This is a genomic window from Streptomyces sp. TM32 (assembly GCF_004122755.1).
Classification (GTDB): Bacteria; Actinomycetota; Actinomycetes; order Streptomycetales; family Streptomycetaceae; genus Streptomyces; species Streptomyces sioyaensis.
The window spans coordinates 1-16400 of the sequence record NZ_SDIG01000151.1 but is presented as its reverse complement, the minus strand read 5'-3'; the positions used below and the strand labels follow the sequence as shown (position 1 = coordinate 16400).

15 protein-coding genes, 1 pseudogene and 1 riboswitch are annotated in these 16400 nt (G+C 71.2%); of the genes and pseudogenes, 6 read left to right on the top strand and 10 right to left on the bottom strand.

What is annotated here, in order from left to right; all coding sequences use genetic code 11:
• Together EST92_RS25515 and EST92_RS25510 are read right to left on the bottom strand one after the other, a co-directional pair.
• A pseudogene (locus tag EST92_RS25515) lies at positions 1 to 343 on the bottom strand (metallophosphoesterase); the annotation flags it as partial.
• 22 nt (positions 344 to 365) lie between these two features.
• Entirely contained in the window at positions 366 to 674 is a 309-nt protein-coding gene (locus tag EST92_RS25510) for a hypothetical protein (protein WP_129250815.1), read from the bottom strand.
• Positions 675 to 684: 10 nt separating this feature from the next.
• On the opposite strand from EST92_RS25510, the gene EST92_RS25505 reads away from it, so the two are divergent.
• Positions 685 to 2109, top strand: coding sequence for a D-alanyl-D-alanine carboxypeptidase (locus tag EST92_RS25505; protein ID WP_254069007.1), 1425 nt, complete (start codon positions 685 to 687; stop codon positions 2107 to 2109).
• A gap of 92 nt (positions 2110 to 2201) precedes the next feature.
• Here the strand turns inward: EST92_RS25505 and EST92_RS25500 are convergent, their stop codons facing one another.
• The 3 genes from EST92_RS25500 to trpS form a co-directional block, all read right to left on the bottom strand.
• Positions 2202 to 3200 carry a YihY/virulence factor BrkB family protein gene (locus EST92_RS25500; RefSeq protein ID WP_129283135.1) on the bottom strand — a complete coding sequence of 333 codons (999 nt, stop codon included), beginning with the start codon at positions 3198 to 3200 and terminating at the stop codon, positions 2202 to 2204.
• A 187-nt stretch (positions 3201 to 3387) separates the two neighbouring features.
• Positions 3388 to 3972 carry a 2'-5' RNA ligase family protein gene (locus EST92_RS25495; RefSeq protein WP_129283134.1) on the bottom strand — a complete coding sequence of 195 codons (585 nt, stop codon included), beginning with the start codon at positions 3970 to 3972 and terminating at the stop codon, positions 3388 to 3390.
• A 183-nt stretch (positions 3973 to 4155) separates the two neighbouring features.
• Positions 4156 to 5166, bottom strand: coding sequence for a tryptophan--tRNA ligase (trpS, locus tag EST92_RS25490; RefSeq protein ID WP_129283138.1), 1011 nt, complete (start codon positions 5164 to 5166; stop codon positions 4156 to 4158).
• A 323-nt stretch (positions 5167 to 5489) separates the two neighbouring features.
• On the opposite strand from trpS, the gene EST92_RS25485 reads away from it, so the two are divergent.
• The gene (locus EST92_RS25485) at positions 5490 to 6767 is read left to right on the top strand and encodes a cytochrome P450 (protein ID WP_129283133.1); all 1278 of its coding nucleotides are present in this window, start codon (positions 5490 to 5492) and stop codon (positions 6765 to 6767) included.
• Between the two features lie 42 nt (positions 6768 to 6809).
• Here EST92_RS25485 and glyA read toward each other — a convergent pair whose 3' ends face one another.
• Positions 6810 to 8081, bottom strand: coding sequence for a serine hydroxymethyltransferase (glyA, locus tag EST92_RS25480; RefSeq protein WP_129283132.1), 1272 nt, complete (start codon positions 8079 to 8081; stop codon positions 6810 to 6812).
• A gap of 57 nt (positions 8082 to 8138) precedes the next feature.
• Positions 8139 to 8230: riboswitch (ZMP/ZTP riboswitch) on the bottom strand.
• A gap of 131 nt (positions 8231 to 8361) precedes the next feature.
• On the opposite strand from glyA, the gene rocD reads away from it, so the two are divergent.
• Positions 8362 to 9567, top strand: a complete 1206-nt coding sequence (rocD, locus tag EST92_RS25475; RefSeq protein ID WP_129283131.1) for an ornithine--oxo-acid transaminase — start codon at positions 8362 to 8364, stop codon at positions 9565 to 9567.
• A 288-nt stretch (positions 9568 to 9855) separates the two neighbouring features.
• On the opposite strand, the gene EST92_RS25470 is transcribed toward rocD, so the two are convergent.
• Positions 9856 to 11196, bottom strand: a complete 1341-nt coding sequence (locus EST92_RS25470; RefSeq protein WP_129283130.1) for a tetratricopeptide repeat protein — start codon at positions 11194 to 11196, stop codon at positions 9856 to 9858.
• 159 nt (positions 11197 to 11355) lie between these two features.
• Between EST92_RS25470 and EST92_RS25465 the strand changes: the two genes are divergently transcribed.
• Positions 11356 to 11748 (top strand): hypothetical protein, encoded by a 393-nt coding sequence (locus EST92_RS25465; RefSeq protein WP_129283129.1) that lies wholly within the window; start codon positions 11356 to 11358, stop codon positions 11746 to 11748.
• Positions 11749 to 11820: 72 nt separating this feature from the next.
• Here EST92_RS25465 and EST92_RS25460 read toward each other — a convergent pair whose 3' ends face one another.
• On the bottom strand, positions 11821 to 12648 hold the full coding sequence (locus tag EST92_RS25460; RefSeq protein WP_161981768.1) for a helix-turn-helix transcriptional regulator: 828 nt from the start codon (positions 12646 to 12648) through the stop codon (positions 11821 to 11823).
• A 111-nt stretch (positions 12649 to 12759) separates the two neighbouring features.
• Between EST92_RS25460 and EST92_RS25455 the strand changes: the two genes are divergently transcribed.
• Positions 12760 to 13536: an alpha/beta hydrolase gene (locus EST92_RS25455; protein ID WP_129283128.1), complete on the top strand. Its 777-nt coding sequence runs from the start codon at positions 12760 to 12762 to the stop codon at positions 13534 to 13536.
• 290 nt (positions 13537 to 13826) lie between these two features.
• On the opposite strand, the gene EST92_RS25450 is transcribed toward EST92_RS25455, so the two are convergent.
• Together EST92_RS25450 and EST92_RS25445 are read right to left on the bottom strand one after the other, a co-directional pair.
• Positions 13827 to 15017, bottom strand: a complete 1191-nt coding sequence (locus EST92_RS25450; protein ID WP_129283127.1) for a glutathionylspermidine synthase family protein — start codon at positions 15015 to 15017, stop codon at positions 13827 to 13829.
• A gap of 17 nt (positions 15018 to 15034) precedes the next feature.
• Positions 15035 to 15454 carry a hypothetical protein gene (locus tag EST92_RS25445; protein ID WP_129283126.1) on the bottom strand — a complete coding sequence of 140 codons (420 nt, stop codon included), beginning with the start codon at positions 15452 to 15454 and terminating at the stop codon, positions 15035 to 15037.
• Between the two features lie 294 nt (positions 15455 to 15748).
• Here EST92_RS25445 and EST92_RS25440 point away from each other — a divergent pair, with 294 nt between their 5' ends.
• A complete protein-coding gene (locus tag EST92_RS25440) occupies positions 15749 to 16291 on the top strand; it encodes a GNAT family N-acetyltransferase (RefSeq protein ID WP_129283125.1) in 543 nt (180 codons plus the stop codon).
• Positions 16292 to 16400: the final 109 nt, after the last annotated feature.

The window sequence follows — 16400 nt, the reverse complement described above, 5'->3', positions numbered from 1 at the left end:
GGGCCGGCGGGTCGGGTTCCGCGGTCTCGCGGCGGCGCAGGGCCCACAGCCCCACCGCTCGGACGACCTCTCCCACCAACAGCGCCAGTGTGAGATACAGCACCATGGCCAGCCACAGGTAGCCGGGCCAGGCCAGGATCTGCTGGAGGGGGAAGGGAACGCCGGCCGGGCTCGACAGCAGGGCGGCGAGGGCGGTCAGCGGGAGGACGAAGGCGGCCGCGGTGCCCGCGCCGCGGAGCCGGCTGCCGGGGTTCGTGGTGTCCCGGACCAGCCGGCACCACAGATAGCGGTGCACGCCGAAGAACAGTCCGAGGACCGGGACCACGATCAGAGCGAAGATCACGGCGAATCCCCGTTCCCGTCGGTCAGGAGGCGGACGAGGAGGACGAGGAAGGAGAGACGGACTGGTCAGCGGTGTCGGCGGGGTCGGCGGCGGCCTCCCGGCGCAGTGCCCGGACTCCGCGGAACCCGATCACACCAATCACCGTCCCCAAGAGAAAGGACGCCACCGCGAGCAGGAGATGGACCCAGAAGTAGGCGGTCGGGTCACCCGCGTCGTCGAAGGCGAGACCGCTCCCGTCCTTCCAGAGGTTTTTGACGAAAGTGATCCAGATGAACCAGCTCCACACCCCGAAGGCGAGCAGGAACCAGGACACGGGGCGAGAGAGCTTCATAGATCCCAGTATGGGCAGCGGCTCCATCCGGCGGGCGACAGGGGCACTCTTCCGTGGGGTGCTGTCGGCGTCGCGGGCAAAGCCGGGTACGTTCACCGACGTGCCGACGACCTCCTGTGCTTCCACGGCTTCCACCGACCTGACCGCTCTGGCCGCCCCGTCCGCTCCGACTGCCCCGTCCGCCACCCCGGCACGCGCGGCGCGTCCGGGCTTCCGCCTGCGTACCGCCGCCACGCTGGCCGTCTCCGGGCTGGTGGCCTCGCCGCTGCTGGCCGGCACCGCCCACGCCGACCCCAAGGCTCCCGCGCCGCCGGCGAAGATGTCGCAGATCGGCGGGGACCGATTGGGTGCGCCCGGCGTCCAGGTGGCGCCGAAGCCCGGTGCCCCGAAGCTGCCCGGGCCGGACGCGCTGACCGCCCGCTCCTGGATCGTGTCGGACGCGGAGTCCGGCAAGGTGCTGGCCGCCAAGAACCCGCACTGGCGGCTCGCACCGGCCAGCACGCTGAAGATGCTGTTCGCCGACACGGTGCTGCCGAAGTTCCCGAAGGACCAGAAGCACACGGTCAAGCCCGCCGATCTGGCGGGCATGGGCATCGGCAGCAGCCTGGTCGGGATAAAGGAGAACCTGAGCTACACGGTCCATGACCTGTGGCTGGGGGTCTTCCTGCGGTCCGGCAACGACGCGGTGCACACGCTGTCGGCGATGAACGGCGGCACGAAGACCACCGTCGCCCAGATGCAGCAGCGGGCCAAGGAGCTGAACGCCACCGATACGCATGTGGTGACGCCGGACGGCTATGACGCGCCGGGCCAGGTCTCCAGCGCGTACGACCTGAGCCTCTTCGCCCGGGCGGGACTGCGCAACGCCGACTTCCGCGAGTACTGCTCGACGGCCAGTGCCCAGTTCCCCGGGGACAAGGGCAAGAACGGCAAGCGCGCCTCGTTCGGCATCCAGAACACCAACCGGCTGCTCAGCGGCGACTTCGACATGAAGCCGTACCCGGGGATCGCGGGGGTGAAGAACGGCTCGACCACCAACGCCGGCTCCACCTTCACCGGTGTCGCCCAGCGCGGTGACCGCAAGCTGCTCGTCACGGTCATGCACCCGGAGAAGCGGGAGCACAACGAGGGGTACCGGGAGGCCGCCAAGCTGCTCGACTGGGGCTTCGCGGCGGCCGACAAGGTGGAACCGGTCGGCCGGCTCGTCGGCCCCCGCAGCGAGGACGACGGCAGGGGCGCCGTGGGCCCCAAGGACAAGAAGGGTGCACGTGACAACAACCAGGCCGCGCTGGACAGCTCCGGCGGTGCGGGCGGCGCCTGGACCGCGGTGGGCGTCGCCGGCGGGGCCCTGGCGCTGCTGGGCGCGGTGGCCTTCGCCGTGCACCGCCGCCGTCCGCTGCCGGAGCGGGTGCGGGGGCGCCGGGCCGGTAAGTGAGCGGGCGCCGGGCCGTACGGAGTCGGGCCGGGTGACGGAGGCGGGCCGCGGGCCGGCCTCCGTCGGCGCGTGGGGCGGCAGCCCGGGTGGCGTCAGGCCGCCCGGGGGCGCCGCGGCCCCTCCCCGTCCTCCGGCCCCTCCCCGTTCTCCGGCTCTTCCTTGTCCTCCGGGCCGTCCGGCCGTTCCTGCGCCGGGGCTTCGTCCGGCCCCTCCCGCACCTTGAGTTCCTCGCCCACCGTGTGCTTCTCCGCCTGGGTGGCCGTCCAGGAAGCGCAGTACACGAGCAGCTTCGCGGTGAAGTTGATCCACAGCAGCAGCGCGACCGGGGTGCCGAAGGCGCCGTACATGCTCCGGGCGGCGACGCCCTGGAGATAGCCGCTGATCAGCAGTTTCAGCACTTCGAAGCCGATCGCGCCGAGGAGTCCGGCGACCACGACGGAGCGCCTGGGCGGATGGACGCCGGCGAGCCGGGTCAGTATGTAGGCGAGCAGCAGGAAGTCCGCGAGGACGGCGATGACGAACCCCGCCGCCGAGAGCAGGACGCTGCCGACGCCGCCCTCCGACAGGCCGATCACCTCGGCCACCTTGCCCACCGCGGCGGACGCGAAGGTCGAGCAGGCGAGGGAGAGCACGGCGACGCCGCCGACCCCGAGCAGCAGCGCGCCGTCCCTGAGCTTGCCGAGGAAGAAGTTGATCTCCTCGTCGGGCTTCTCCCATACGGCGCGCAGGCAGTCGCGCAGCGAGTCGACCCAGCCGATGCCGGTGAGCAGCAGGGCGGCACCGGCGACCAGACCGACGGTGGTGGCGTGGGCGACGAGCCCGGAGATGTCGAGCTGACCCGCGAGGCCGGGAAGCTGTTCGGCGATCTTGCCCTCCAGCGTGTGCAGCCGGGCGTCGCTGAGCAGTGCGGCGCCGATCGCGGCGGCGACGGTGAGCAGCGGGAAGAGGGCCACGAAGCTGGTGAAGGTGATCGCGGCGGCGAGCCGGGTCCAGTGCACCCGGAGCATCCGCTCGTAGGCACGCCAGAGGTGAGTGGTCATCAGCCGGCCGATGAGCGGTCCGATCACCGGCAGTGTGCGCAACCAGTCCATGGCGTTCCCCTCGTGCCCACGCGCCCGCCGGCCCGGGCTGGATCTTCCGGCCGGTGTCCCGGCTGACCGGAACACTAGACTCCGGGTACCCCGGAAAGGGCCGTATGCATACGTCCCGGTCGGCCATCGGGTACGGCACCGCCCGTCCGGCCCGCGGCGGACGCGCCGAGAGCCGGCGCGGCGGGCGTCAGCAGGAGGGCGCGGGCGGCCGGGAGAGATCGGCGGCCTGGCGCGGGACGCCGGCCGTCTGCGGCGGGAAGGGGAACTCCCGCTCCAGGCGCCACACCTCGTCCGCGCCCTGCTCGTAGAGCGCGAAACCGCCGATGGTCCAGGTCGCGGAGAAGTCCCTCAGGCCGGCCTGGGCGCGGTCCATGTCCGCGTCGGCGATGTTGTGGGCGACGGTGACGTGCGGGTGGTACGGGAACTGCAGCTCGCGGGCGCACGGGCCGGAGGCGGCGCGGATGCGGGCCTGGAGCGCGGTGCAGCCCGCCTCGCCCTCGCTGACCTTCACGTAGACCACCGGGGAGAGCGGGCGGAAGGTGCCGGTGCCCTCCAGGCGGAGCGGGAAGGGGCGGAAGCCGGCCGCGACCTCGGCGAGGTGGCGTTCGATGCCGGGCAGCGCCCCGGCGGGGACCTCCGTCGGCGGGAGGAGGGTGATGTGCGTGGGGATACCCGGTGCGGCAGGGTCCCCGAAGCCCTCGCGCTGCCTCTGGAGGAAGCTGCCGTAAGGCTCCGGGACCGCGATCGAAACGCCCAGAGTTACGGTCCCCACTGTGTTCTCCCTCCTGACGTGTGTGCGGCGCTCGCGCACCTTCTTAGTGTGCCGGGTGGGCGCCAATTGCGGGGAGCGTCCCCCGCTCCTGTGACAAGCGGACCCCCGGGCTTCGGGCGCTGGATCCACCGGGCTCCGGCCGGCCCGCGCGGCCGGAGCAGGCCCGTTCCGCGGACGGTCCCTTCAGTGCTTCGCCGGCAGCAATCCGAGCCGGTCATAGGTGGTGGCGAGGGTCTCGGCGGCTACCGCGCGGGCCTTCTCCGCACCCTTGGCCAGGATCGCGTCCAGGGTCTCGGGATCGTCGAGGTATTCCTGCGTACGGTTGCGGAACGGTGTGACGAAATCGACCATCGCCTCGGCCAGATCCGTCTTGAGGGCGCCGTACATCTTGCCCTCGTAGGACCGCTCCAGGTCCGGGACGGAGGTGTCGGTGAGCGTGGAGAGGATCGTCAGGAGGTTGCTGACGCCCGGCTTGGCCTCGCGGTCGAAGCGGATGACCGTGTCGGTGTCCGTGACCGCGCTCTTGACCTTCTTCGCGGTGACCTTGGGGTCGTCGAGCAGGTCGACGATGCCCTTGGGCGAGGAGGCGGACTTGCTCATCTTGATCGACGGGTCCTGAAGATCGAAGATCTTCGCCGTCTCCTTGACGATATACGGGTTCGGGATCGTGAAGGTGTCGCCGAAGCGGGTGTTGAAGCGGTCCGCGAGATCGCGGGTCAGCTCCAGATGCTGGCGCTGGTCCTCGCCGACCGGGACCTGGTCGGCCTGGTAGAGGAGGATGTCGGCGACCATCAGCACGGGGTAGGTGAACAGGCCCACCGTCGTACGGTCCGCGCCCTGCTTGGCCGACTTGTCCTTGAACTGGGTCATCCGCGAGGCCTCACCGAAGCCGGTGACGCAGTTCATGACCCAGGCGAGCTGGGCGTGCTCGGGCACATGGCTCTGGACGAAGAGCGTGCAGCGCTCCGGGTCGAGGCCGGCGGCCAGCAGCTGGGCGACCGCGACCCGGGTGTTGCGGCGCAGCTCCGCCGGGTCCTGCGGGACGGTGATCGCGTGCAGGTCGACCACCATGTAGAAGGCGTCGTGGGACTCCTGCAGAGCCACCCACTGGCGCACCGCACCGAGGTAATTACCGAGGTGGAAGGAGCCGGCGGTGGGCTGAATGCCGGAGAGCACACGCGGAAGACGCTGCATGGCGGAGCCATTCCCCTGGGGGTGGTGGTGGGCGACAGTCGGGCGATCGAGAGCCATGGCACCGATTGTCTCAGGTCCACAAGGGGGCCGAGGCGCGTGGTGCCACAAGCGGGGCGCGGCCGCGGTCCGGGCGGCGGCCCCGGCCGCGCGGACGGGACGACGGGCCGGGCGGCAGGCGGAACGGCGGGCGGCCCGGGGGGCGGGGCCACGGCGGCCTGTTCGCGGTGGCCGGCAGCTGGAATCGTGGGCCCCGCACCGTGGCCCGTGCCGCGCGGCCCCGGTACACCGACCCGGCTCTTCCTCCCCACTCCGTGAGGACCGCGATGACCGACGCCCACCGCCCCGCGCCCCCGGCCGACGCCGCCTGCCCCGCACGATCCGACCGCGCGCCGCACCGGCTCGCCCCCGGCGGCACCGGCCGGGCCGCGGCCGACGCCCGGCTGCGGGAGGCCGGGCCGGTGGTGCCGGTGCTGCTGCCCGGGGACGTGCCCGCTGTCGCGGTCACCCGCCACGAGGCGCTGCGCGAGATGCTGGCGCATCCCGAAGTCGCCAAGAACGCCTGCCACTTCACCGCCCTGCACGACGGCACGGTGCCGCCCGGCTGGCCGCTGGCCCTCTTCGCCACCATCGAGGGCATGACGACCGCCGACGGGGCCGACCACCGGCGGCTGCGCGGCCTGGTGACCCGGGTGTTCACCGGGCGGCGGGTGGCGGCGCTGCGGCCCCGGATCGCGGAGCTGACGGCCGGGCTGCTCGACGCGCTGCCGCGGGCCGCGGACGCCGACGGCACGGTGGATCTGCGCCGGCACTTCGCCTATCCGCTGCCGATGGGCGTGATCTGCGAACTGCTGGGGGTGGCGGCCGAGTTACGCGACCGGCTGCACGAGCTGTCGAACCTGATCGTGAGCACGGCCGGCACCGCGGCCGAGGTGCTGGCCGTCAACCGTGAGATCACCGCCCTCCTCACGGAGGTCGCCGAGGCCCGGCGGGCGGACCCCGGGGACGATCTGACCAGCGCACTGCTCGCCGCCCAGGAGGACGACGGCGACCGGCTGAGCGCGCGGGAGCTGGTCGGCACCCTGCTGTCGCTGACCATCGCCGGGCACGAGACCACGCTCAATCTGATCACCAACGCGGTCCGGGCCCTGTGCACCGACCGCGGACAACTGGAGCTGGTGCGGAACGGGCGGGCCACCTGGGACGACGTGGTCGAGGAGACCCTGCGCCACGACAGCCCCGTCGCCCACTTCCCGTTCCGCTACCCGGTCCGGGACCTGGAGATCGGCGGCACCCTCGTCCCGCGCGGCACCCCGATGCTGGCCTCCTACGCGGCGGCCGGCCGTGATCCGGACGCCTACGGGGCCGACGCGGACCGGTTCGACGTCACCCGGCGGCCCGCCGCCCGACACCTGTCCTTCGGCCACGGCTCGCACTACTGCCTGGGCGCGCCGCTGGCCCGGCTGGAGGCGACCGTGGCCCTTCAGGCGCTTTTCACCCGCTATCCGGCGCTGGACCTCGCCGTCCCGGACGCGGAGCTGCCGGCGCACCCGAGCTTCGTCAGCAACAGCATCCAGGTGCTGCCGGTCCGGCTCACCGGCTGATCACGGGCCGGTGAGCCGGGCGGGCGCCGTGGAGTCGCGGCGTCAGTCCGTCGGGAGTCCCGGCGCCGGGTAGCCGGCCAGCAGCTCCGCGACCTCGCCGCGGATCACCGCCAGCGCGTCCTCGTCGCCCTTGGCCGCGGCCGTCACGCTCCGGTCGATCCACTCGGCGACCAGCGCCATCCGGTCCGTACCCAGTCCGCGGGAGGTGAGGGAGGGGGTGCCGATGCGGATGCCGGAGGGGTCGAAGGGCTTGCGGGGGTCGAAGGGAACGGTGTTGTAGTTGACGACGATGCCGGCCCGGTCCAGAGCCTTGGCGGCGACCTTGCCCGGGACGTCCTTGGAGGTCAGGTCGATCAGCACCAGGTGGTTGTCGGTGCCGCCGGAGACCAGGTCGTAGCCGCGGGCCAGCAGCGCCTCGGCGAGCGCCTTGGCGTTGGCGACGACGGCATGGGCGTAGTCCCGGAAGGACGGGGCGGCCGCCTCGTGCAGGGCGACCGCGATGGCGGCGGTGGTGTGGTTGTGCGGGCCGCCCTGGAGACCCGGGAAGACCGCCTTGTCGAGGGCCTTGGCGTGGCTCGCCCGCGACATCAGCATCGCGCCGCGCGGCCCGCGCAGGGTCTTGTGCGTGGTCGTGGAGATCACGTCCGCGTGCGGCACGGGCGACGGGTGGGCGCCGCCCGCGACCAGGCCGGCGATGTGCGCGATGTCCGCCACGAGTACGGCGTCGACCTCCCGTGCGATCTCGCCGAAGGCGGCGAAGTCGATGGTGCGCGGCACGGCGGTACCGCCACAGAAGATGATCTTCGGGCGTTCCTTGCGGGCCAGGTCGCGCACCTCGTCGAAGTCGATCAGCGCGCTGTCGGGCCGGACGCCGTACTGCACCCCGCGGAACCACCGGCCGGTCGCCGAGACGCCCCAGCCGTGGGTGAGGTGGCCGCCCATCGGCAGCGCCATGCCCAGCACGGTGTCGCCGGGCTCGGCGAAGGCAAGGTAGGCGGCGAGGTTGGCGGGCGAGCCGGAGTACGGCTGGACGTTGGCGTGCTCCACGCCGAAGACGGCTTTGGCGCGCTCGACGGCCAGCGTCTCCACCCGGTCGATGTTCTGCTGGCCTTCGTAGTAGCGACGGCCCGCGTACCCCTCGCTGTACTTGTTCTGCAGGACGGTGCCGGTGGCTTCCAGGACGGCGGCCGAGACGTAGTTCTCGCTGGGGATCAGCCGCAGGGTGTCGGCCTGGAGCTGCTCCTCGGCGCCGACCAGCGCGGCCAGTTCGGGGTCGGCGGCGCTCAGCGCGGCATGCGGAAGGGGCTGTGACATGGGAGCCAGTGACATGGTGTCCTCCGGGGCGGTCGATCGGTGGTTCCGGTCGTGGTCCCGGGGTGCCCAGGCGGGGCGGCACCTCGTGAGGTTTCCCGCACACCGCTTCCTCGAGGTTGCTTCCCCGTACGCCAGTCGCGATGTGCACCGCAGAGTGTAGGACACCCCGGCCCCCCGAGCCGGCGAAACATCGCAGGTCCGGTCGGTCCGGCCGGGCGCAACAATGGAGAGGGACGCGGCAGCGCCCGCGCCCCGCACGGCCTACCGAACGGAGTCACCGGTGACGTCCACGGAACGCTTCCTCGCCGCCGCCGAGGCCCACAGCGCGCACAACTACCACCCGCTGCCCGTCGTCGTGGCCTCCGCCGAGGGTGCCTGGGTGACGGATGTGGACGGCCGGCGCTATCTGGACATGCTCGCCGGCTACTCCGCGCTGAACTTCGGGCACGGCAACCGCCGCCTGCTCGACGCGGCCAAGGCCCAACTGGAGCGGGTCACCCTCACCTCCCGCGCCTTCCACCACGACCGGTTCGGCGACTTCTGCACCCAGCTGGCCCAGCTGTGCGGCATGGAGCTCGTCCTGCCGATGAACACCGGCGCCGAGGCGGTCGAAACCGCGATCAAGACGGCCCGCAAATGGGGCTACCGGGTCAAGGGCGTCCCGGACGGCCGGGCGAAGATCATCGTCGCCGACCACAACTTCCACGGCCGCACCACGACCCTCGTCTCCTTCTCCACCGACCCCGAAGCGCGCGCCGACTTCGGCCCGTACACCCCCGGCTTCGAGATCGTCCCCTACGGCGACCTGGCGGCGCTGGAGGCGGCCGTCGACGCCGACACCGTCGCCGTTCTCCTGGAGCCGATCCAGGGCGAGGCGGGCGTCCTGGTGCCGCCGCCGGGCTATCTGGCGGGCGTACGGGAGCTGACCCGCAGCCGGAACGTGCTGTTCATCGCCGATGAGATCCAGTCGGGCCTGGGGCGTACGGGCCGGACCTTCGCCTGTGAGCACGAGGACGTGGTCCCGGACATGTACGTCCTGGGCAAGGCGCTGGGCGGCGGGGTGGTGCCGGTCTCGGCGGTGGTCTCCTCGCGCGAGGTACTGGGCGTCTTCGCACCCGGCGAGCACGGCTCGACGTTCGGCGGCAACCCACTCGCCTGCGCGGTGGCCCTGGAGGTCATCGCGATGCTGCGCACCGGCGAATTCCAGCAGCGGGCAACGGAGTTGGGCGACCATCTGCACGGCGAGCTGGGGCTGCTGGTGGGCGGCGGCACGGTGGACGCGGTCCGCGGCCGCGGCCTGTGGGCGGGCGTGGACATCAACCCGTCCCGCGGCACCGGCCGCTCCGTCTCCGAACAGCTGATGACGCGCGGGGTGCTGGTCAAGGACACCCACGGCGCAACGATCCGGCTCGCCCCGCCGCTGGTCATCAGCAAGGAGGACCTGGACTGGGGGCTGAGTCAACTGCGGGGCGTGCTGGAGGGCTGACCCGGTCCGCGGACGTGCAGCGGGCGGCCAGCGGGCGAAGGGGCCCTGGCGTTCGCTCCGCCACGTTCCGTCGCTGCCGGTGGTCTCCTACGCCTGTTGCGTCGCGGGGCGAAGTGCCCTGCGTCGCCCACGTACCGGGCAGCGACGGACGCTTCACCACAGGGACGAACGTCTCCAACACGCCTGACACACAGCAGTCGTGCGGTCCGGGCGACGGAAACCACTCGCTCGTTCCTCTCCTGTCGGGCGTCAAGGCGCTCCCGGTGGCCTGAGGACTGACCGACGGACCTAGGCCGACAGCGAGGCTGGAGTCACGAGCCGGGCACGTTCGTCAAGTTCCCGGGCGGCGTGGTTCTTGAGGTGGGGGCGGATGAGCTTGAACATCCGCCCCATGCGCCGGTCGACCCTCCCGCTTTGCACCAGGGGATATTCGTCCAGCGCTTCATTCCAGGTCGCACAAGCCGCTTCCAGGTGCCCCACTTCAAGTTGGAACTCGGCGAGCGTGGCTCGTTCCTTCACCCGGGACCGGCGGTAGATGTCGTAGCACAACCTGTCCGATTCCCGCATCGCCGTAACGGCTCCGGGAAGGTCTCCCAACTCGTGGCGAACGTGACTGATGTGGTAGTGCAGAGATGAGGGATCATAGGAGCCGAAGGCCTTCGCTCGTGCCTCGGCCTTTTCCATGGAAATTTCTGCCTCATTCAGATGCGCCAGTGCCTTGTGGCGGTCCCCTGTTTGCGCAGCTGCATGTGCCTGCTGACCCGCAAGGAAGGCGTTCATACGCGGGCCCGCTTGCGGAGAGGCGGCGGCAGCAGCATCGGCCAGTCGCATGGCTTGACGGCCGTGCCCCAGATCAACTGCCTGCACACTCATACCCCGCAGGGTCGTGCAATACGTGAGGTGGTCCTCAGAGGCGCCGGCCAGCTCCAATGCCTTCAGGTAATACTTCTGCCCCAGTCCCTCCACCCCCTCATCCACCGCCATGTATCCGGTGAGATAGCACAGGTCGGAGGCTGCCGACAGCATCGCTTTGCGTACCGATTCCGGCGCATCAGCCCGTAGATAGGGCGCCACAGTGTTGACCAGAAATGCCGCAGCCATGGGGCGGGCGTGGCGTCCACCGAATTGGTCGTCGAGTTCCGAGATCCGTTCGGTCATGGCGATGACCGTGTCCACTTCCGGCATGCCGATGCGCGGAGTTCGGCCGGTTTGAACGGCTTCCATCCGTCCCACCACATCCGGCCAATTGGGCACGGTCAGCGCAACGGAGAAGAGGCTTATACCGAGGATGCTGCGGCGCGAGGGGTCCATGTCTCCCCTACCGAGATCGATCAGCCCGTCCACCGCGCCCGGAGGGGCGGTCGAGCTACCGGCAGCGGGCGGGAACCCAACCTCGGATTGGGTGACCGGACGTCCCAGCTTTCGCGCCAGGGCCTCCACGATCAGCGGCCGGGCCTGCACTTTCGGCAGGTGCCCTTGGCACCACTGATGGGCCGACGGCTCGCGGTACTTGAGCGGGGTTCCTCGCTCGGTGCCGATGCGGTTCACGGCCTGGACGAACTGCCGCAGCGTCCAGCCGGTCTGCCGGTAAAGCCGTTCAAGGTGCCGGTTCGGTTCCCGAGTGGCCACTAGCCCTCAACTCCCCGGAGTGCGCGAGCGCTTAAAGCTCTTAAAAGCCGCTTCCAGTGCCACCGTACCGCCAGGTGTAGCGGAGCGGTTGCCCAGAGCGAGGAAGGCCCTCCTCGGGTGACCACAAGGGGACCCCGCGACGCTGGACGACCCGGGGGCGTGGCCCTCAACTACAAGGGAGTTGACGACATGCCCAACGCTACAGCGAGGGTCTTGGTCCGGCTGCTGCCGTGGACCGGCCCGGACGGGAAACCGTGCTTCCTGGTAGGTGACGGGGCCGGGTACGTCTCCCGCATCGCCGACCAGATGGAGGAGGAACAGCTCAGTTCGGCCGACGATCTCATCGACGAAGCCCGCCAACTGCTGGCCGATCGGACGTGGACGCCCGGGGAACTGCACCTTCTGGCCGTTGAATTGACCGCGTCCCTTGCCGATGTGCGCCGGGTGGCCGAGAGCCGGGGCGGACGCCTGGCCGCCCTCGGCCACGACGTCCCCGACATTCCCGACGATGCCGACGATGCCGACGATGCCGACGGCGAAACAGAGAGGTGAGCGCGGAGTTCCGGTGATCAGGGGTGGTGACGCCACGTGATCACAGAGGTGAGTGTTCTTGTGGGCACCTCCTCACTCGGCGGCCACCGTCGCCTGCCACGCGCCCGGGCGTTTGCCTGTGGCCTTGTGGAAGAACACCGAGAAGTTGGATGCGTCGGAGAAGCCGAGTGTGTCGGCACAGCGGGCGGCGGTGAGGCGGTCGTGTGCGAGGAGCCGTTTGGCTTCCAGGGTGATCCGTTCGACGATGTACGCCTTCGCGGTGCGGCCGGTGGCCTGCTGCACCGCTCGTGAGAGGGTGCGGGGCGCGTATCCCAGCGCACGGGCGTAGTAGCCGGCGTCGTGGTGTTGCCGGAAGTGCGCTTCGACGCTGGAGCGGAACAACCGGAACACCGGATGGGTGAGCCGTGCTTCGGCGTGCGGTGGGTGCAGCCGGGTGATGAGCGCGGAGAGCAGGATTTCGGGCAGCTCCGTCGAGGAGTCACTGGGCGGGGCGGATGCTTCGAGGAGGAGATGGCTGCGCGCCGTGTCGACGAAGGGCCAGTCGGCCTCGGGGATGCTCCAGTGCGCGGCCGGATCCGGGGAGGCGACGAGTTCTCGGGTGGTGTGGGTGACCGGCGCGGTCGGCACGAACAGCACGAGGTGCCCTGCCACTTCGGCGATGTCGTCCCACCGGTGCACCGCGCCGGGGGGAATCCACACCGCGGACCGATCTTGGAGCGGGTGGAGGTGGAAATCGACCGTGACTGAGCCGGGTCCGGCGTCGATGACGGCAAGGACGTGGAAGTCGGCGCGCTGCGTGCCGCCGTCGTTCAGCTCGCGAAGGCGGCCGAACGTCATCGTTTCGACCGAGACGGCGCGGCGTCCTGCGGGCTGGTAGGTCATCTGCCGGATCACGCTCACGTGTCCAGTTTTCACCATCGGGCGACCAGTCCCGCCGATGCCCCGACCGAGTGCCGAAGTTTCAATGAATACACAGGGCAATCGCCTGGAGCATCGACCGGAAGAGCCATCATGAGCACGACGCAGCAGACGCTTCTGCCCGCTTACGACCATCGGCCGGGGACCGGGCCGACTCTGGTGTTCCTGCACTATTGGGGTGGTTCTGCCCGCACCTGGGACCTCGTCGTCGACCGCCTGGCGGGCCGTGACGTGCTCACGGTCGACTTCCGCGGGTGGAGCCGGTCGAGCGCTCTGCCCGGTCCCTATTCGCTCGGTCAGCTCGCCGACGACACGCTCGCCGTGCTCGCGGACGCGGGGGTCACCGACTACGTCCTGGTGGGGCATTCGATGGGGGGTAAGGTCGCACAGCTGGTCGCGGCCACCCGGCCGGCCGGCTTGCGCGGCCTCGTTCTCGTCGGCTCCGGCCCGGCGAAGCCCGCCGCACAGGTCACTCCGGAGTCCCAGGAAGCCCTGTCGCACGCCTACGACTCCGCCGAGTCCGTGGCCGAGGCACGGGATCACGTCCTCACCGCGACCGAGCTGCCCGCTCCGGTCAAGGCGCAGATCGTGACCGATTCGCGGACCGTCACCGACGCCGCCCGCACCGAGTGGCCGCAGCGCGGCATCGCGCAGGACATCACCGAGCACACGCGCATGGTCAGCGTGCCCGCTCTCGTCGTCGCCGGAGAACACGACCAGGTGGAACCCGTCGGCGTGCTCCGCGACAACCTGGTGCCCTACCTCTCCCAAGCCGACGTCGTGGTGGTCCCCCACACCGGTCACCTGATCCCGCTGGAAGCCCCGGCCGACCTCGTCGACGCCATCACCGCATTCGCGCCGGCAGCCTGACCGTCCCGCGGCCCGACGACGGGCTGATCCGGTCGCCGGAGGGATGGCACGGAGTCCCCTCCCGGCACCCGGCCGACGTGGAGGCGGACAGCGGCAAGCACGACGGCGGGCCGATGCCCCCGGAGACACCCCGCGATCCGCAGCCCAGTGGTGCGGACAGCGACCACAAGTGGTCGCGAATGCCGCGGGCACTCCCCCATACCGGCCGGTCCCGCAAGCCCCGTCCGGCGTGCCGGACGGGGCTTCCTGCCGTCCCCCGCCGAGGTGCCCGACCGGGCCCCTCGGCGGATTCAGCGGATCACATGCGGCACGAACCGCGCGTACTCGTCGGTGACCGGCCCCGCGGACTCGCGGATGCCGAGCCCGGCCGCCTCGTCCTCGACGACCCAGGCGCCGAGGACGACACGGTTGCCGTCGAAGTCCGGCAGGGGAGCCAACTCCTGGTAGCAGCAGGGGTCGTCGGCGCCGCGCGGCACCGGCGGGGTACCCGGCTCGTGCAGGGTGACCCCGGCGCCCTCCCGGCCCAGCAGCGGCTTGGCGGCGTAGCCGCGGGTGCGGGCCAGTTCGCGCGGGCCGTCGAGGTAGGCGGGCAGCAGATTCGGATGGTCCGGGAACAGCTCCCACAGGACCGCCAGCAGCGCCTTGTTGGAGAGCAGCATCTTCCAGGCGGGCTCGATCCAGAGGGTGGAGCCCGTGCCGCCGCCGTTGTCGAGCGTGTCCAGGACGTGCGGGCCGAAGTCGTCGCCGGCCAGCCACTCCCACGGGTAGAGCTTGAAGCAGGCCCGTACGAAACGGAGCCGCTGGTCGACGAAGCGGCCGGAGAGCCGGTCCCAGCCGATGTCCTCCACCGGGATGGCGACCGTTTCCAGGCCCGCCTGCTGCGCCGTCTCCTCCAGATACGCGACGGTCATCAGGTCCTCGCCGAGCTCGTCGCCCGCGGAGTGCGCGAAGTGCAGCGGCGCGCCGGGCGGCAGCAGCGGGGCCTGCCGCTTCCAGGCGGCCACCAGCCGCTCGTGCAGCGAATTCCACTGGTCGGCGCCCGGGAAGCGCTCCTCCATCCAGAACCACTGCGGGCTCGCGGCCTCGACCAGCGAGGTCGGCGTATCGGCGTTGTACTCCAGCATCTTGGCCGGGCCGGTCCCGTCGTAATGCAGGTCGAACCGCCCGTAGAGGGACGGGAGTTCGGCGCGCCGGCGCCAGGACTCGGCGACCAGCCCGGCCAGCCGGGGGTCGTCGATGCCGAGGTCGGCGAAGCGGTCGCGTTCGACGATGTGCGCGGCCGCGGCCAGGCACATGCCGTGCAGCTCTTCGACGACCTCCTCCAGGGCCTCGACCTCAGGGAGGGTGAACGCGTAGTACGCGCTCTCGTCCCAGTACGGGCGCAGCGAACCGTCCGGGTAGCGGGTGAGCGGGTAGATCAACCCCTGTGCCTCCACGGTCTGCTGCCAGCCGGGGCGGGGCTCGATGGTGTGGCGTTCCATGGTGCCGCGGCGTCCGCTCAGCCGCCGAAGGAGCCGTGCCGGCCCCCGCCGCTGCCGTGCGACCCCGAGCAGCCGAAACCGCCGCGGTTGACGGCCGTGGCCCGGCTGAAGGTGCCGTCGTCGGCGTACTTCCCCCCGGAGTTGTCCGGGTCGTAGTACCACTGGGCGTCCACCGGCTGCCGGCCGGTCCCGGCGCCGCGCCCGTTCTTGCCGTACTTGCCGCTGCTCGTACTGCCGCTGCCGGAGGACGAACCGCTGCCCGCCGAGCAGTTCTTGGCCTCGACGATGCGGTAGCCCTTGAGCGTGTCGTAGCTGTTGCGGTCCACGCAGCGTTTGTCGGGCTCGGAGCCGCAGGACGTCAGGGCGGCGGCCAGCGCGCCCATCCCGCCCAGGATCACCGTGCTCGACCGCAGCCGCCGCCGTGCCTTCTCCGCCATTTCCTCTGTCCCCCGTGATCGGACATACGTGTGAACGGGGAGCAAGCTTAGGGGCACACGGCAAGGCGCCGGACCGCCCCCTCGGACGGCCCGGCGCTGTGTGGTGGTTATGGATCGGAGTGGAGGGACCGGCGCCGGAGGCATGCACGGGGCACACACGGGGGCACGTACAGGGGCACATACGGTCGGTACATTGCGTTGCCGGGCCCGCGCAGGCCGTGGCCGGACCGTCGCCGGCCCAGTGGCCCCCGGAGCCGGCCACGCGGGCCGGCCCACGGTGGGAAAGGTGACGCCATGACCGACAGCACTCCGGTGCCCTCGCCCGGCGCGATACGGGGCGATCTGACGTTGCGCCGTCCCCGGCCGTCGGACCATCCGCGCCTCCAGGAGGCGCTGGCCGACTGGTGGGGCGGGCTGGGCGGTGAAGCGGGCGCGCTGCAGCGGCAGTTGCTGGTACCGCGGCTGTTTCTGCAGCACTTCGCCGGCACCAGCTTTCTCGTCGAGCGCCCGGACGGGGACCTGCACGCGTTCCTGATCGGCTTTCTGTCCCAGACGGATCCGCGGACCGCCTACATCCACTTCGTGGGCGTGTGCCCGGACGGCAAACGGGACGGCGTCGGCAGGGCGCTCTACGAGCGGTTCTTCGCGCTGGCCAGGGAGGCCGGCCGCCGTCAGGTCCGCTGCATCACCAGCCCCAACAACCGCGACTCCCTTGCGTACCACGCCCGCATGGGCTTCCGTCCGGAGCCGGGCGACCGGGAGGACGACGGGGTGCCGGTGCAGACGGATTACGACGGGCCGGGGCTGGACCGGGTGTCGTTCGTCCGGGAGTTGTAGCGGGGGCCGTGCCCGTCGGCGGGCGGGGCGCCGCCCGGCCGGGGACGCCCAGTGGTACTACGACCCGGACAACTCCGGGGGGAAGTACGCCGACGACGGCACCTTCAGC

Bases quoted from the DNA above. Each gene is read 5' to 3' on its own strand.
- EST92_RS25510 (WP_129250815.1), bottom strand. From the start codon at position 674: ATGAAGCTCTCTCGCCCCGTGTCCTGGTTCCTGCTCGCCTTCGGGGTG.
- EST92_RS25505 (WP_254069007.1), top strand. From the start codon at position 685: ATGGGCAGCGGCTCCATCCGGCGGGCGACAGGGGCACTCTTCCGTGGG.
- EST92_RS25500 (WP_129283135.1), bottom strand. From the start codon at position 3,200: ATGGACTGGTTGCGCACACTGCCGGTGATCGGACCGCTCATCGGCCGG.
- trpS (WP_129283138.1), bottom strand. From the start codon at position 5,166: ATGCAGCGTCTTCCGCGTGTGCTCTCCGGCATTCAGCCCACCGCCGGC.
- EST92_RS25485 (WP_129283133.1), top strand. From the start codon at position 5,490: ATGACCGACGCCCACCGCCCCGCGCCCCCGGCCGACGCCGCCTGCCCC.
- glyA (WP_129283132.1), bottom strand. From the start codon at position 8,081: ATGTCACAGCCCCTTCCGCATGCCGCGCTGAGCGCCGCCGACCCCGAA.
- EST92_RS25455 (WP_129283128.1), top strand. From the start codon at position 12,760: ATGAGCACGACGCAGCAGACGCTTCTGCCCGCTTACGACCATCGGCCG.
- EST92_RS25450 (WP_129283127.1), bottom strand. From the start codon at position 15,017: ATGGAACGCCACACCATCGAGCCCCGCCCCGGCTGGCAGCAGACCGTG.
- EST92_RS25445 (WP_129283126.1), bottom strand. From the start codon at position 15,454: ATGGCGGAGAAGGCACGGCGGCGGCTGCGGTCGAGCACGGTGATCCTG.
- EST92_RS25440 (WP_129283125.1), top strand. From the start codon at position 15,749: ATGACCGACAGCACTCCGGTGCCCTCGCCCGGCGCGATACGGGGCGAT.